General features: G+C 68.4%; 11 protein-coding genes. 4 read left to right on the plus strand and 7 right to left on the minus strand.

What is annotated here, in order from left to right:
- Nucleotides 1-55: 55 nt before the first annotated feature.
- The 5 genes from ctlX to HDA44_RS21035 are packed head-to-tail and all read right to left on the minus strand — an operon-like array spanning nucleotide 56 to nucleotide 5,282.
- Nucleotides 56-1,015, minus strand: a complete 960-nt coding sequence (gene ctlX, locus HDA44_RS21015) for a citrulline utilization hydrolase CtlX (RefSeq protein WP_184836973.1) — start codon at nucleotides 1,013-1,015, stop codon at nucleotides 56-58.
- Nucleotides 1,016-1,032: 17 nt separating this feature from the next.
- Nucleotides 1,033-2,067, minus strand: a complete 1,035-nt coding sequence (locus HDA44_RS21020; RefSeq protein ID WP_184836975.1) for an ornithine cyclodeaminase — start codon at nucleotides 2,065-2,067, stop codon at nucleotides 1,033-1,035.
- A complete protein-coding gene (ddaH, locus tag HDA44_RS21025) occupies nucleotides 2,064-2,894 on the minus strand; it encodes a dimethylargininase (RefSeq protein ID WP_184836977.1) in 831 nt (276 codons plus the stop codon). Before ddaH ends, HDA44_RS21020 begins: the two co-directional genes overlap by 4 nt.
- Nucleotides 2,895-2,898: 4 nt before the next feature.
- Nucleotides 2,899-3,975: a diaminopropionate ammonia-lyase gene (locus HDA44_RS21030; RefSeq protein WP_202887467.1), complete on the minus strand. Its 1,077-nt coding sequence runs from the start codon at nucleotides 3,973-3,975 to the stop codon at nucleotides 2,899-2,901.
- Between the two features lie 53 nt (nucleotides 3,976-4,028).
- Nucleotides 4,029-5,282 carry a M20 family metallo-hydrolase gene (locus HDA44_RS21035; protein ID WP_184843999.1) on the minus strand — a complete coding sequence of 418 codons (1,254 nt, stop codon included), beginning with the start codon at nucleotides 5,280-5,282 and terminating at the stop codon, nucleotides 4,029-4,031.
- A 98-nt stretch (nucleotides 5,283-5,380) separates the two neighbouring features.
- Between HDA44_RS21035 and HDA44_RS21040 the strand changes: the two genes are divergently transcribed.
- The gene (locus HDA44_RS21040; RefSeq protein ID WP_202887469.1) at nucleotides 5,381-6,286 is read left to right on the plus strand and encodes a LysR family transcriptional regulator; all 906 of its coding nucleotides are present in this window, start codon (nucleotides 5,381-5,383) and stop codon (nucleotides 6,284-6,286) included.
- Nucleotides 6,287-6,300: 14 nt separating this feature from the next.
- Here the strand turns inward: HDA44_RS21040 and HDA44_RS21045 are convergent, their stop codons facing one another.
- Nucleotides 6,301-9,726: a bifunctional proline dehydrogenase/L-glutamate gamma-semialdehyde dehydrogenase gene (locus HDA44_RS21045; protein ID WP_184836981.1), complete on the minus strand. Its 3,426-nt coding sequence runs from the start codon at nucleotides 9,724-9,726 to the stop codon at nucleotides 6,301-6,303.
- 72 nt (nucleotides 9,727-9,798) lie between these two features.
- On the opposite strand from HDA44_RS21045, the gene HDA44_RS21050 reads away from it, so the two are divergent.
- Nucleotides 9,799-10,722 carry a LysR substrate-binding domain-containing protein gene (locus HDA44_RS21050; RefSeq protein ID WP_184836983.1) on the plus strand — a complete coding sequence of 308 codons (924 nt, stop codon included), beginning with the start codon at nucleotides 9,799-9,801 and terminating at the stop codon, nucleotides 10,720-10,722.
- Here HDA44_RS21050 and HDA44_RS38950 read toward each other — a convergent pair whose 3' ends face one another.
- Nucleotides 10,723-11,022 (minus strand): MarR family winged helix-turn-helix transcriptional regulator, encoded by a 300-nt coding sequence (locus HDA44_RS38950; RefSeq protein WP_420488538.1) that lies wholly within the window; start codon nucleotides 11,020-11,022, stop codon nucleotides 10,723-10,725. It abuts the gene before it with no gap.
- Nucleotides 11,023-11,034: 12 nt separating this feature from the next.
- Between HDA44_RS38950 and HDA44_RS37420 the strand changes: the two genes are divergently transcribed.
- The gene (locus tag HDA44_RS37420; protein ID WP_420488539.1) at nucleotides 11,035-11,775 is read left to right on the plus strand and encodes a nitroreductase family protein; all 741 of its coding nucleotides are present in this window, start codon (nucleotides 11,035-11,037) and stop codon (nucleotides 11,773-11,775) included.
- Nucleotides 11,776-12,119: 344 nt separating this feature from the next.
- Nucleotides 12,120-12,749, plus strand: coding sequence for a hypothetical protein (locus HDA44_RS21065; RefSeq protein WP_184836985.1), 630 nt, complete (start codon nucleotides 12,120-12,122; stop codon nucleotides 12,747-12,749).
- Nucleotides 12,750-13,170 lie beyond the last annotated feature (421 nt).

Genomic DNA, 13,170 nt, shown 5'->3' on the forward strand with positions numbered 1-13,170 from the left:
ATCCCCTTGTGGAGACCACGCCGGCGGCAATCGTGTGAGGCGATTGATGCCCGGCTCAACACCCAGCCGGGCAGGGCGCGCCCTGCCCAACCATCGCACCGCGGGCGGGAAGATGGATCGTCGCGATCATGCAGCGCACGGAGCCACCCGCCAGCTCGACAGTCGGGACGGAGATGGGCATCAGTTCGAGGTAGCGCTCGAGATGGCGACGCTGGTGCGCCGTGAGTGTCTTGACGGCGCGGGCGGAGATGACCAGGTAGCGGCCCGCTCGGCCCGTCAACTCGATCGTGTTCCCCGCGAATTCGTCCAGCTGGGCGCCGCCGAGCGCGACGATGTCCCGACCGGACGCCTCCAATGAGGTCCGTACGGCCCGCCGCTCGCCGGCATCGGCGATCGACTCCAAGGCGACGAGGGCTACGTCGGTTCCGACCGACATCATCACGTTCGTGTGGTAGATCGGAGTTCCGCGCAGGTCCTGGGTCGAGAACAGGATCGGCCGGTAGCCGAGGTCACGACACACCATCTCAACCGCTCGATCGTGCGAGCGGAAGGACCGCGCGACGTAGGCCGTGCGCTGGGGATGATCCAGCACCATCGACCCGGTGCCCTCGAGGAACAGTCCGTCGTCCTCCAGCACCGAATAGTCGTGCACCACGTTCACCCGGAACTCGGTGCGCAGCGCGGCCAGGACGTCGAGCCGGCGTTCCGTCCGCCGGCTTGGTGAGTACATCGGATAGAGCGCGATTCTTCCGTCCGGATGAGTGGAGAACCAGTTGTTGGGGAAGACACTGTCCGGCCGGTCGGTCTCGTGATCGTCGAACAGGTGGACGGTGACACCGACCTCCCGGAGCTGCTCGGCCATCCGGGTCACTTCGGCATACGCCTTGGTGGCGAGGCCGGCCGAGGGCTCGATCGGTTCGCGGGGCTGGAAGAGGTTGTCGGCAATCGTTGCTGGGTTCGGGGTGAACTTCGTTGGGCGAACCATCACTACGGCGTGGGGGGCCTGGATACTCATCGCGATCCTTCGACTGGTCAGCCGACCGCGGCATTGGAGCGTGCCACGAGAGCAAACAGGTTCTTGGGGTCCGCTGGGTTCGCGATGAGGTCGGCGGTCGTCGCGTACGCCGTCCCCGAAACCGATTCGGCGAGGTAGCGCAAGGCCGCGAAGTCCTCGATCGCGAATCCGACCGAGTCGAAGACCGTCACGGACGACCGGTCACGGCGGCCGGGACTTCGGCCGCTGAGCACCTCCCACAGTTCCGTGACCGGGAAGTCGGCCGCCTGTCGCTGGATCTCACCTTCGATCCGCGTCTGCGGCGTGTACTCGACGAACACGTCGGCTTCGGAAACGATCCCCGGATCGAGTTCCGTCTTGCCCGGGCAGTCGCCGCCGACCGCGTTGACGTGCACGCCGGCCTGCACCGACGCCCCGCGCAGGACGACGGCATTCGCCTTGTCCGCGGTACACGTGGTGATGATGTCGGCGCCGGCGCAGGCGTCGTCGGCGCTGCCGGCGCGATGCACGGTGAAGCCAAGCTCGAGGGCGTTCGCCTCCAGCTTGTCCATTGCCCGGTCGTCGACGTCCCAAATGCGCAGTTCGTTGATCCCGAGTACGGCGCGGAACCCAAGTGCCTGGAACTCTGCCTGCGAACCGCAGCCGATCATCGCCATCACCGACGAGTCGGGGCGGGCCAGCGCCCGAGCGGCGAGCGCCGATGTCGCCGCCGTGCGGAGCGCGGTCAGGATGGTCATCTCGGCCAGCAGGGTGGGGTATCCGTTGCTGACATCAGCGAGCATGCCCAGCGCGGTGACGGTCTGGAATCCGCGTTCGGGGTTCTTGGGGTGACCGTTGACGTACTTGAACGCATAGGTGCGCCCGTCGCTGATCGGCATCAGTTCGACCACACCATTCGCCGAGTGACTGGCGACGCGCGCGGTCTTGTCGAATTCGCGCCAGCGCAGGAACTCCGTCTCGATGGCGTCAGTCAGCTCCCGAAGGATCCGTTCGACGCCGCGGTCGGTGACCCATCGGGTCAGGTGTGCCACATCTACGTACGGAACGCTCATGAGCGCAGCTCCAGGGTGCAGCACTTGACGCTGCCGCCGGACTTGAGGAGTTCGCTCATGTCGGTCGTGATCGGATGGAAACCGGCCGCCTCGAGCTGCTTCGTCAGACCCGGAGCGCGATCGGACATCACGACGTTGCGGCCGTCGGACATCGCGTTGAGCCCGAAGCCACAAGCGTCTTCTTCGGTGGCCCGGATCGCGCCGGGGAACAGCTGCTCGATGACTGCCACGGCGGCCTGCGAGAACGCGCCCGGATAGTACGCCACGGTCCGCTCGTCCAGAACGGACATGGCGGTGTCCAGGTGATAGAAGCGAGGGTCGACAAGCTCGAGCGTGATGACGGGTACGTCGAAGAACTCGCGGAGTTCTTGATGCGACGCGCGTGCGGTTCGCGGGCCGACTCCGGCCAGCATCAGGCGACCGACGGTGAGCACGTCGCCCTCACCTTCGTTCCGCGTGGCGGCGATCGAAGCGGGCCGGAAGCCGGCCTCGCGGAACCAGCCGAGGAAGCCTTCACTCTCCGGCTGTCGCTCCGGGTGGGTGAAGTTGGAGACGAGGGCGCGCCCGTTGTGGACCACTCCGGCATTGGCGGTGAAGACCATGTCGGGCAGCCCGGGCAGTGCCGCCATCACGTCCACCCGATGGCCGAGTTCCTCGTAGATCTGGCGCAGGCGCTCCCACTGACGGTTCGCCAGACCGTGATCGACCGCGACGTCGACATTCATCCATGGGTTGATTTCGTACCTGACGGTGAAGTGTTCCGGCGGGCACATCAGCAGGTGCCGTTTGGTAGCGACGCGCGCGGCTGCGGTAGCGGTGGTCGTCATGATCTCAATCCTTCAAGTTGGTGGTCAGCGGAACGCCAAGGTCGATCTGAATGCCCTCTGTGCTGACAAGGACGGCACGGGTGGTGGGGCCGAGTCCGACGGCCTGCGCTCCCCCGGACAGGCCTGCGGCGGCCTGAAGCCCGGCCAGAGCCGCCGCGCCGCACGGTCCGACCGACAGGCCATGCTGCTGGAGGACTCCGAGCGCGGCCATGGTCTCGGCATCGCTCACGCCGATCCCGGCATCGAGGCCGCGCTCGATGACAGGCCACGCCGTGGACGACACCGTGCCGCAATTGAGGCCGGCCATGACGGTCGGCGCCGCGGTGTCGACCGACACGGGCTTGCCGGCCCCGAGCGAAGCAGTGACACATGCGGCGGTCGCCGGTTCGACGGCGAGGATCGCCGTTCGTCCGTCGCGCCCGGAGGCTCGGTAGTGCTCGATCGCGGCCTGCAGGAGTGAGCCGACGCCGGTCGGTACGACGACCAGGCCAGGGCTTGTACCGAGTTGTACGTCGATCTCCGCGAACAAGGTCGAGTACCCGGCGACGATCCAGCGAGGCACTTCCTCATAACCGGTCCACGCCGTGTCCTGGATCAACAGCTCCGCGTCGGTGCACGACTCGTTGGCGATCCGTACGGCCTCGTCGTACACCTGGCCGGTCTCGACGACCTGGGCACCTTCGTCTCCGATCGCCCGCAGCGTCCCGGCCGGCAGACCGGCCGGGACGTAGATGCGGGCGGTCAGGCCGAGAAGCCTGGCGATGTGGGCGAGAGCACGGCCGTGGTTGCCGTCCGTCGCGGTCACCACCGTCAGCGGTGCCGGTCGGGTCAGCAGTGCCGTAGTCGCGGAGAGTTCGGCGAACGTCCGGGCCGGCGGCCGGCCCGCCCGGGCGCTGACCGCCAGGTTGGTCGCCCACGACGCGCCGAGGACCTTGAAGGCCGGCAGGCCGAAGCGGTCTGACTCGTCCTTGATCCACACCTGTTCCGCACCGAGGGACTCGGCAAGCGCGGGCACCGCGACCAGCGGCGTGGGCGAGTAGCCCGGGATGCTTTGGTGGAACTCCAGCGCTGGTGCGGCCAACGTTGGTGCAGCCCACGAACCTGCCATCGGGTTGGTGGCCCAGGGGCGCCGGCTCACTCGGCGGCCAGACGGAGGACGGTGTTGGCCAGGACGGTGATCCCCGCGGCGCAGTCCTCGGGCGTGGAGTACTCCCGCGGGTTGTGACTGATGCCGTCGTACTGACCGCGGACGAAGATCATCGCGGTCGGCGTGATCGCGGCCATTTCCTGAGCGTCGTGTCCCGCGCCCGAGATCAACCGCATCGTCGGGATGTCCAGGCTGCCGGCGGTCGCGGCGATCGCGTCCTGTACCCGCTCGCTGAACGGCACGGCCGCGGTCTTGGCCATCCGCTTGGTCTCGACCCGAAGCACCGGCAAGGTCTCGAGGTACGTCGCGAGGTCGGCTTCGGCCTGGGTCATCAGCGCATCGTCGGGGTTACGCAGATCGACGGTCAGCTCGGCGCGGTCAGGGACGACGCTCGGGATGCCCGGGAAGGTCTGCAGGTGGCCGACGGTGGCACGCAGCTGCCCGTACTCGCCGGAGTCGACCATCTCGCGCAGCCGAACCACGAGCTGCGCGGCAGCGAGGCCGGCGTCGACGCGCAACTCGGTCGGGGTGGTGCCGGCGTGCGCGGCCCGGCCATGCAGGGTGATCTTCTGCCAGGAGATGGACTGCACCCCGGTGACGACCCCGATCGCATAACCCTGGTCGGCCAGCACCGGGCCCTGCTCGATGTGGCACTCGACGTACGCGTGCGGCGGGTCCAGGCGAGCCGGACGGTCGCCCTTGAAACCGATCCGGACCAGTTCGTCGCCGAGCCGCAGTCCGGCGGCGTCGACCAGTTCGTAGGCGTAGTCGAGTGTGAGGCGGCCGGCGGCAACGGCCGAACCAAGCATGTCGGTGCCGAAACGAACGCCCTCCTCCTCTGTCCACGCGGCGATCACCAGCGGACGGCGGGTGGTGAGGCCGGCGTCGTTGAGCGAGCGCACGACTTCCAGCGCACCGAGCACTCCGAGGCAGCCGTCGAACGCACCGGCGGTGGCGACGCTGTCGATGTGGGAGCCGGCGATCACCGGCGCGAGATCCGGCTCGAGCCCTTCGCGACGCCCGAAGATCGTGCCCAGCTCGTCGATCGTGACCTCGAGGCCGGCGTCCTTCATCCACCCGATGACGAGCTGCCGGCCGGCCGCGTCCTCGTCGGTCAGCGACTGCCGGTCGACGCCGACGAGCCCGGTCGCCGTGTCGTCGTACGCGCCGATCCGCGCCAGCTCCATCAGCGCGGACCAGAGGCGGTCGGAATCGATGGACAGGTGCGTGCTGCTCGTCATCGTCACAGGGCTTCTCCTCGATCGGTTGACGCCACGCTACGGGCGGCGACCGATGACGTCGATACGATGGTTGACAGCAGTACACATGGAGAAGATTCATGAATCGGGGTGCCGGGATGTACAACGTGAATCGGCTGCGGCTGCTCCGCGAGGTTCAGCTGCGTGGCACGCTCGCGGCGGCCGCGGCGGCGCTCGGCCTGAATCCGTCGTCGGTCTCGCACCAGCTGTCGATCCTCGAGCGCGAGGCCGGGGTGCCGCTGCTCGAACCCGTCGGCCGGAAGGTCCGGCTGACCGCCGAGGCGCTGATCCTGGTCGAGCACACCGAGCACATCCTTCGCCACCTCGAAGAGGCGGAGGCTGACATCGCGGGCGTCTCCGGCAAGGTACGCGGACTGGTTCGGGTCGCGACGTTCCAGACCGCTGCCCATCAGGCGATCCCCGACGCCGTACGGGCACTCGCCGCGGCACACCCCGCCCTACAGGTGCAGGTCAGCCACATCCCCGTCGAAGACGCGCTTCCCGCCCTCATCGCCCGCGACTACGACGTCGTACTCCAGGAAGACTTTCCCGGCCACCCGCAACGAAAGCTCGAGAGCGTCGAAATCACGCCGGTCGCGCGAGACCCGCTGTGGCTCATCGCGGCGGCCACGGCTCCGGTGAAGTCAATCGAGGACGCGGCAACCCGCCCGTGGGTGATGGAACCCGTCGGGACGCTCTCCAGGCGCTGGGGTACCGCAACCTGCCGACGAGCCGGCTTCGAGCCAACGGTCGCGTACGAGTCGTCCGACGTGCTCCTGCACGTGAGACTCGTCGCCGAAGCAGCTGCGGTTGCCCTCGTACCTGGGCTGGCACTCGCATCCTGCGACACCACCGGCGTGCAGCAACACCCGCTTCGGGACAGCCCGGCCCGCACCATCTCTCTCGCGGTGCGACGCGGCAGCGGTCACGCGCCGGCAATCACCGCCGTCCGCGACGCGATCGCGGCCCAACTTCGCCGGCCGTGACCTCGGCGCGCACGTCAGAACAGCCCTTCAGCCAGCTCGGTCGGCGAGCCGAACCGATGCGCGGTGACCGTGACCGACTGCTCACGTAGGAACGTCAGCAACTCGATGCGTCCGGCCTCGACGACGGGATGAGCGTAGAGCGCCACATCCGGCCTGCCGGCACTCGCTGCGGCAAACTCTTCCCGGCGGCCGCCCAGAAGACGGACTCGCGCGGGAGGCGAGTCCCGCAGCACCTGCTCCCACGCGATCGGGTCGTCGACGCGGCACTCGATCCCCAATCCGGCAAGCGATTCGAGGATCACCGGATCGAGCGGCTTCGCGGTGGAAACCGTCACGGCCGCACCGGCCACCGCTCCAGCACCGACGACGCGGAGCAGAGGCGCCACGCCGACGTCCTCCGCGCGTACTGTGACCGGGAGCGGAAGGTAGCGGAGAACGTTCTTCTCTGCCATCAGCGCGGACACGTCGCGGGCGACACCGAACTCCCTCGACCAGGCCAGGGCATCGGAACCGTACGCGCGCTCGAGGAAGTCGAGTTCGTGCTGCCCGAGCCCGAGGCGCCGCGCCGCGCCGAGCAGCCCGCTGACGGCCGGAGAGATCGGTGCCGTGGCGGTCGCGGGCGCAACCCGCCAATCGCTCAAGCCGATCAGGTAGTTCGGCCCGCCGGCCTTGGCGCCGGCACCCACTGCGGACTTCTTCCAACCACCGAACGGCTGACGCCGCACGATCGCACCGACCGTGGACCGGTTCACGTACGCGTTGCCGGCCTCGACGCGGTCGATCCAGCGCTCGATCTCGGTGCGGTCCAGGGAGTGCAGACCGGCAGTGAGTCCGTAGTCGACCTGGTTCTGCAGGGCGATCGCGTGGTCCAGGTCGTCGGCCTCGATCAGCCCCAGGACCGGACCGAAGTACTCGGTCAGGTGGAACTCCGAGCCGGGCCGGACACCGGCCTTCACCCCTGGCGACCAAAGCCGGCCGGTGTCGTCGAGCTGACGGGGCTCGACCAGCCACTGCTCCCCCGGAGCCAGCTGAGTCAGCGCCCGGCGCAGCTTGCCCTCGGCGGGCTCGATGATCGGGCCCATCTGCACGGTCGGGTCCGTCGGGTAGCCGACCTTGAGCGAGGCGACCGCGTCGACGAGTTGGTCGCGGAACCGCGCCGACCGGGCGACGGATCCGACCAGGATGGCCAGCGAGGCAGCCGAGCATTTCTGGCCCGCGTGCCCGAAAGCCGAGTAGACGACGTCCTTGACCGCCAGGTCGAAGTCGGCATGCGGGGTGACCACGATCGCGTTCTTGCCGCTGGTCTCGGCGAGCAGCGGCAGGTCCGGCCGGAAGCCGCGGAACAGCGCGGCCGTCTCGAAGGCGCCGGTCAGGATCAGCCGGCCGACCCGTTCGTCGGAAACCAGCCGTGTCCCGAGGTCGCGCTCGCTCAGGTGCACCAAGTGCAGAACCTCGCGCGGGACGCCGGCGTCCCAGAGCGCCTGGACCATCACCGAGCCGCACCGGCGGGCCTGGCCCGCGGGCTTGATGATCACCGGGCTGCCGGCGGCGAGCGCGGCCAGCACCGAGCCGGCCGGGATAGCGACCGGGAAGTTCCACGGCGGCGTCACCACGGTGAGTCCTACCGGTTCCGCGATGGCGCCGTCGACGTGATCGAGCTCCTCGGCCTGTGCCGCGTAGTAGTTCGCGAAGTCGACGGCCTCCGAGATCTCCGGATCGCCCTGGTCCAGCGTCTTGCCGCACTCGGAGGCCATGACCTCGAGCAGAACCGGACGCGCGGCCTCGAGAGTCCCGGCAGCGCGGCGCAGGATCGCGGCGCGCTCGGTCCCGGACATCGCGGACCAGGTACGGCCGCCGTCGACCGCGCGCGTCATGACCGAGTCGAGCGCGGAGACGTCCTGGACAGTGTGCTCGGCGACCTGAGCGGCACCCGCCGTCGAGGTGGCGATCCGCTCGGTGATCGCCCGCCCCCAGGCCCGGTTGGGCGGCAGGGACGGGTCGGTGTCCGGAACGTTCGCGAACCTGCCGGACGGCCGCACGACGGCGGTGGGGTCGTCGCTGCCGCGGTCCTGCCGGCGATTCGGCTCCGGCACAACGCTGTCCAGCTGCGCCAGCGAGCTGACGAACCGATCCTTCTCCCGCTCGTACAGCTCGGGGTTGTCCTGCAGTTCGAAGACCGCGGACATGAAGTTGTCCTGGCTCGCGCCTTCCTCGAGCCGGCGCACCAGGTACGCGATCGCGACGTCGAAGTCCTTCGGGTGTACCACCGGTACGTAGAGCAGCAGGCCACCGACCGTACGCCGCACGGCTTCTGCTTGCCCCTCGGCCATGCCGAGCAGCATCTCGAACTCGACCCGGTCGCGTACGCCGCGATGCCCGGCGAGGGTCCAGGCGTACGCGATGTCGAAAAGGTTGTGACCGGCGACGCCGAGCCGCACGTTCTCGACGCGGTCGGGTCGAAGTGCGTAGTCCAGCACCCGCTTGTAGTTGGTATCGGAGTCCCGCTTGGTCGACCAGGTCGCCAACGGCCAGTCGTGCAACGTCGCGTCCACCTGCTCCATCGGCAGGTTCGCACCCTTCACCAGCCGGACCTTGATCCCGGCACCGCCGCGGTCTTTGCGCGCCTTCGCCCAGGTCTGCAAGCGCATCATCGCGCCCAAAGCGTCCGGGAGGTACGCCTGCAGCACGATGCCGGCCTCGAGGTGAAGCAGCTCGGGCCGGTCGAGCAGCCGGGTGAACACCGCGATGGTCAGCTCCAGGTCGCGGTACTCCTCCATGTCCAGATTGATGAATTTGGGGGTCTGCGAGCTCGCGGCCAGGGTGAACAGGGGAAGGAGGCTGCGCTCGATGTGGTCCACCGTTTCGTCGAACGCCCACGGCGAGTGCGGCGGCACCGTCGCCGAGACCTTGATGGACACGTAGTCGACGTCGAGTCGCGAGAGCAGGCGCTGGGTGCCCTCGAGGCGGCGGGCAGCCTCGGCCTGGCCCAGCACCGCCTCGCCCAGCAGGTTGAGGTTCAGCCCGACACCGCGCTTCCGGAGACGTGCGATCGAACGGCCCAGACGCGCGTCCGTCGCGTCGACGAGCAGGTGCCCAACCATCCGGCGCAGCTCCCGGCGCGCGATCGCGATGACCCCGCCGGGTGCGATCACCGAGAGCAGCGCACCCAGCCGGACCAGTTGGCGCAGATGCCAGGGCAAGAAGCCAGGTGCGCGCCGGGCCAGGTCGCGGAGGTTGGCCGCGGCGACCCGGACATCTTCCGGACGGATCACCCGGTCGACGAACCCGACAGTGAAGTCAAGGCCGGCTGGGTCGCGCAACACATCCGCCAAGCGGCGCGCGGCCGGCGCGACCGGTTGCCCAGCGGCATCGTCGAGCCACCGCCGAACCAGGGTCTCGACTTCCGTCAGCACGCCGTCCTCGGAACTCAGCTGGGTCATGGTGCTCATCGTGGCCCAAGCAACCCCTGGGATAAAGTGATCATTACCGAAGTCAAACCGTAAGTAGAACTGATGAAACAGCATCCCGATCTTCTCGACGTCCGCCGGCTGCGGCTGCTGCACGAGCTGAGCCTGCGTGGCACCCTGGCCGGAGTCGCCGAGGCACTGCACCAGAGCCCGTCATCCGTGTCGCAGGCGCTGACCCAACTGGAGCGTGAGGTCGGCGTCCCGCTGCTGGAAAAGGTCGGCCGGCGGGTCCGGCTCACGCCGGCCGCCGAGGTACTGGTCGAGCACACCGCCGTCATCCTGCAGCGCCTCGAATCGGCCGCCTCCGACGTCGCCGCGCAAGGTGACCAGGCCTCCGGAACCGTACGCCTGGCCGTCTTCCAGTCGGCTGCCTCGGCGTTCATGCCGCAGATGCTCACCGAACTGGCCGCGCGTCATCCGAGGCTTCGGGTGACGATGTCGCAGCGTGAGCCCGAGCAGGCCTTGTACGAGACGTGGATGCGCGAGTTCGACCTGGTCATCGCCGAGGAGTACCCAGGCCACACCGCCCGCGCGTACCCCAATCTGCACCGGCAACCACTGACCACCGACCTGCTACGGCTGGCGGTTCCACCGTCGGGCGACCCCTGGGATGCGATCACCTCGATCGCGGCCGCCGCCGGCGTCCCCTGGACGATGGAGCCCACCGGTACCGCATCGCGCCGCTGGGCCGAACAGCTCTGCCGCGAGGCCGGCTTCGAACCCGACGTTCGATTCGAGACCGATGACCTGGAAGCACAGATCGCGTTGATCGAGAGCGGAAACGCGGTCGCGATCCTCCCGGATCTGATGCGAGTCCGGCGCAAACCACAGGCGCGCATGATCGACGTGGACCCCCGACGCCGCTCGGTGTTCACCGCGACCAGGACCGCAATCAGTACCACACCGGCGATCCGGGCCTGCCGAAAAGCGCTCGCGTCAGTGGTGCCGAGGCAGATCCTCGTACCCTGATCACGGTCGAGCTTGCAGCAGTTTGCCGAGGATGCCGGAGAGCTGACCGCGCTCCGCAGGGGTCAGGGCGTGGAAGGTTCCGTCCAGGAACTCGGGCACGGCATCCTCGGCCTGGGCCAGGAGTTTCCGGCCGGATTCGGTGATGGTGACGGCATCGGCGCGGCGGTCCGTGGCGTCTCGTTCGCGGCGCACGTGGCCTGCCTGTTCAAGTCCGTCGCAGATGCCGACCATCACTGTGCGATCGATGCGCAACTCGTGGCTCAGGACCCGCTGCGAGCAGGGGCCGACCTCGGCGAGCATCTTCAGCACAAGATGCTGGCCGACGCCGAGCCCGAGCGCACCGGCCTGGGCATCCGCGGCACGAGCAACCGCGGTCGAGGCCCGGCAAAGGGCGATGTCCAACCGCTCCGCGGCGAGCAGAGGGAAATAAGCGGTGGTCGCGCGGTCCGTGCCGTACGCAAACGCTTGGACCTGGATCGTCCGGTTCCACGTTCCCTGATCTACGAGTGCGTCGACCTGGCCACACAGGCTCCGACAGGGCGCAACCGGCAGCGCTGGCACTTCATCGTCGTCACCGACCGCGAGCGGCGCCGCCTCGTCGGGGACATCTTCCGCCGCGCGCTGACGACCGGAGGTGGACAGCCTCCGACCGAGCGGGACCTGCCGCGCATGTTCGCCCACCCCGGCTCAATGGAACGGATCTCGGACGGCCTGCGCCACCTGCACGACAACATTCACCGTGTGCCCGCCTTCGTGATCCCAGCCATCGAAGGGCGCACCGAAGGCGCCTCCGTACTCGACCAGTCCATGACCTGGGGATCCATCCTCCCGGCGGCGTGGAGCTTCATGCTCGCCGCCCGCGCCCGCGGGTTGGGCACCGTCTGGACCACCGCACAGGGCCCCCTGGAAAGGGAACTCGCCAAAGCCCTCGCAGTGCCCTACGACGAGGTGATGCTCGCCGCCTTCATCCCGATGGCATTCACCATCGGCACCAACTTCAAACCGGCCCACCGAATCCCCCGGGAGCAGGTACTGCGTTGGGAGCGGTGGTAACACATGACCATCCACGCGAAACCCGGTCACGATCCTTGGTGGCGGCACTACGTGAGGCAGTTGGATTCGTAGTAGTCGTCCTTGACGACGAGGTAGTACAACGGCGTGATGCAGGCCAGGAATATGAGGATGATGGCCGGGATAGCGAGCGGAACGATGTCGTAGGCGAGCCAGGAGCCGGCATGGCCACCACGACGTCGAGGGACATCGGCGAGGTTGTCCTCGCGCGGGCGCAGCGGGTTGTTGACGCTATACCTTCACCTACGCATACATTTTCGGGCGCAGCGCTTTCACCGCTGCTGGATTTTGACGCCTGACCCTGCTGACTGGTTCACTGCCGTCGCATGACCGAGCTCATCCCCGCGCCACAGCCGATCAGCACGCAGGAACGCGAGTTCATCGCGTCGGTCGAGGGCACGATGCGTCCCGCGTTCCTCGACGCCGTCATCCAGGACCTGGGGCCGTCAGGCCGGCCCGCGGCCGAGCTGGCAGGACAGATGGCGTCCGCTGCGCCAGGGGAGCGTCTGCAGAGGGCCGTCGAGGCGACCATGGATTCCAGCCGCCACTTCGATCGGGTACCGGCCGAAGAGCGCCCAGCAGTCGCCGAGCGGGCCGCGCTGGCCATCGCCACCCGGATCGATGCGCGATTGACCGTCGAGGCCGGTGAGGGCCGGCTCGGGCAGATCGCCGGCCGGGCGGCGGATCACCTACTCCGCGGTCAGTACGAGACCATCGCGCACGAGGCCGGCAACGACGCGCGCATGGTCCTGAGCGGCGCGATCAACCGCGCGCACTTCAAGCAGCTGGAAGAGACCCAGCGCCACGCAGGCGCCGGCGTCACTCCGCCCACCACCCGACCCGCTGCCCAGTCCAGCACCACGGCCGAGACCACCACCGACCAGTCCGCGACAGCCACCCGGCCACCGGAGAGCCGTCCAAGGTCCTCCGGCGCCCAACCCCACCAACGCGACTGACGCGCACCACCACCCGACCCCGCACGTACGACTACACCCGCCGCCGAGTCGTGGTTTCGATTGCTCCAGGCAACCATAATCCACGACGCGGCGAGCGTACGCCGAGCCGTTCGCCGCAACCGGATGACACGACCACGGATCGCCGCTGCCACGCGACAACGGATGGACAGTGAGAGAGTTCGGCGCCGACAATTTCTTCGGCAACGTTCCGAGTCCGAGGATCTTTGCGCCGATCAGCCGGCGATCGTCTCTCCATACCGATCGGAAGTTGGCGCACCCCGTTCGTCGACACATCCACAACCCGCGCGGCCAGGTCTGCGCCGCTGGATCGTTCCCCTGCTTGCCGACAGCCTTGGATCGGGATTCCCGGACCTTCACCGGGCTGTCAGGCCGGCGACGATGTTCACAATTGCCATCCGCG

The organism is Kribbella solani (assembly GCF_014205295.1).
GTDB lineage: Bacteria > Actinomycetota > Actinomycetes > Propionibacteriales > Kribbellaceae > Kribbella > Kribbella solani.

Excerpts from the sequence above, each read along its gene's own strand:
- HDA44_RS21065 (WP_184836985.1), top strand. The coding sequence starts at position 12,120 with ATGACCGAGCTCATCCCCGCGCCACAGCCGATCAGCACGCAGGAACGC.
- ddaH (WP_184836977.1), bottom strand. The coding sequence starts at position 2,894 with ATGACGACCACCGCTACCGCAGCCGCGCGCGTCGCTACCAAACGGCAC.
- HDA44_RS21020 (WP_184836975.1), bottom strand. The coding sequence starts at position 2,067 with ATGAGCGTTCCGTACGTAGATGTGGCACACCTGACCCGATGGGTCACC.
- HDA44_RS21040 (WP_202887469.1), top strand. The coding sequence starts at position 5,381 with ATGAATCGGGGTGCCGGGATGTACAACGTGAATCGGCTGCGGCTGCTC.
- ctlX (WP_184836973.1), bottom strand. The coding sequence starts at position 1,015 with ATGAGTATCCAGGCCCCCCACGCCGTAGTGATGGTTCGCCCAACGAAG.
- HDA44_RS38950 (WP_420488538.1), bottom strand. The coding sequence starts at position 11,022 with ATGCTCGCCGAGGTCGGCCCCTGCTCGCAGCGGGTCCTGAGCCACGAG.
- HDA44_RS21045 (WP_184836981.1), bottom strand. The coding sequence starts at position 9,726 with ATGACCCAGCTGAGTTCCGAGGACGGCGTGCTGACGGAAGTCGAGACC.
- HDA44_RS21050 (WP_184836983.1), top strand. The coding sequence starts at position 9,799 with ATGAAACAGCATCCCGATCTTCTCGACGTCCGCCGGCTGCGGCTGCTG.
- HDA44_RS37420 (WP_420488539.1), top strand. The coding sequence starts at position 11,035 with ATGCTGGCCGACGCCGAGCCCGAGCGCACCGGCCTGGGCATCCGCGGC.
- HDA44_RS21035 (WP_184843999.1), bottom strand. The coding sequence starts at position 5,282 with ATGACGAGCAGCACGCACCTGTCCATCGATTCCGACCGCCTCTGGTCC.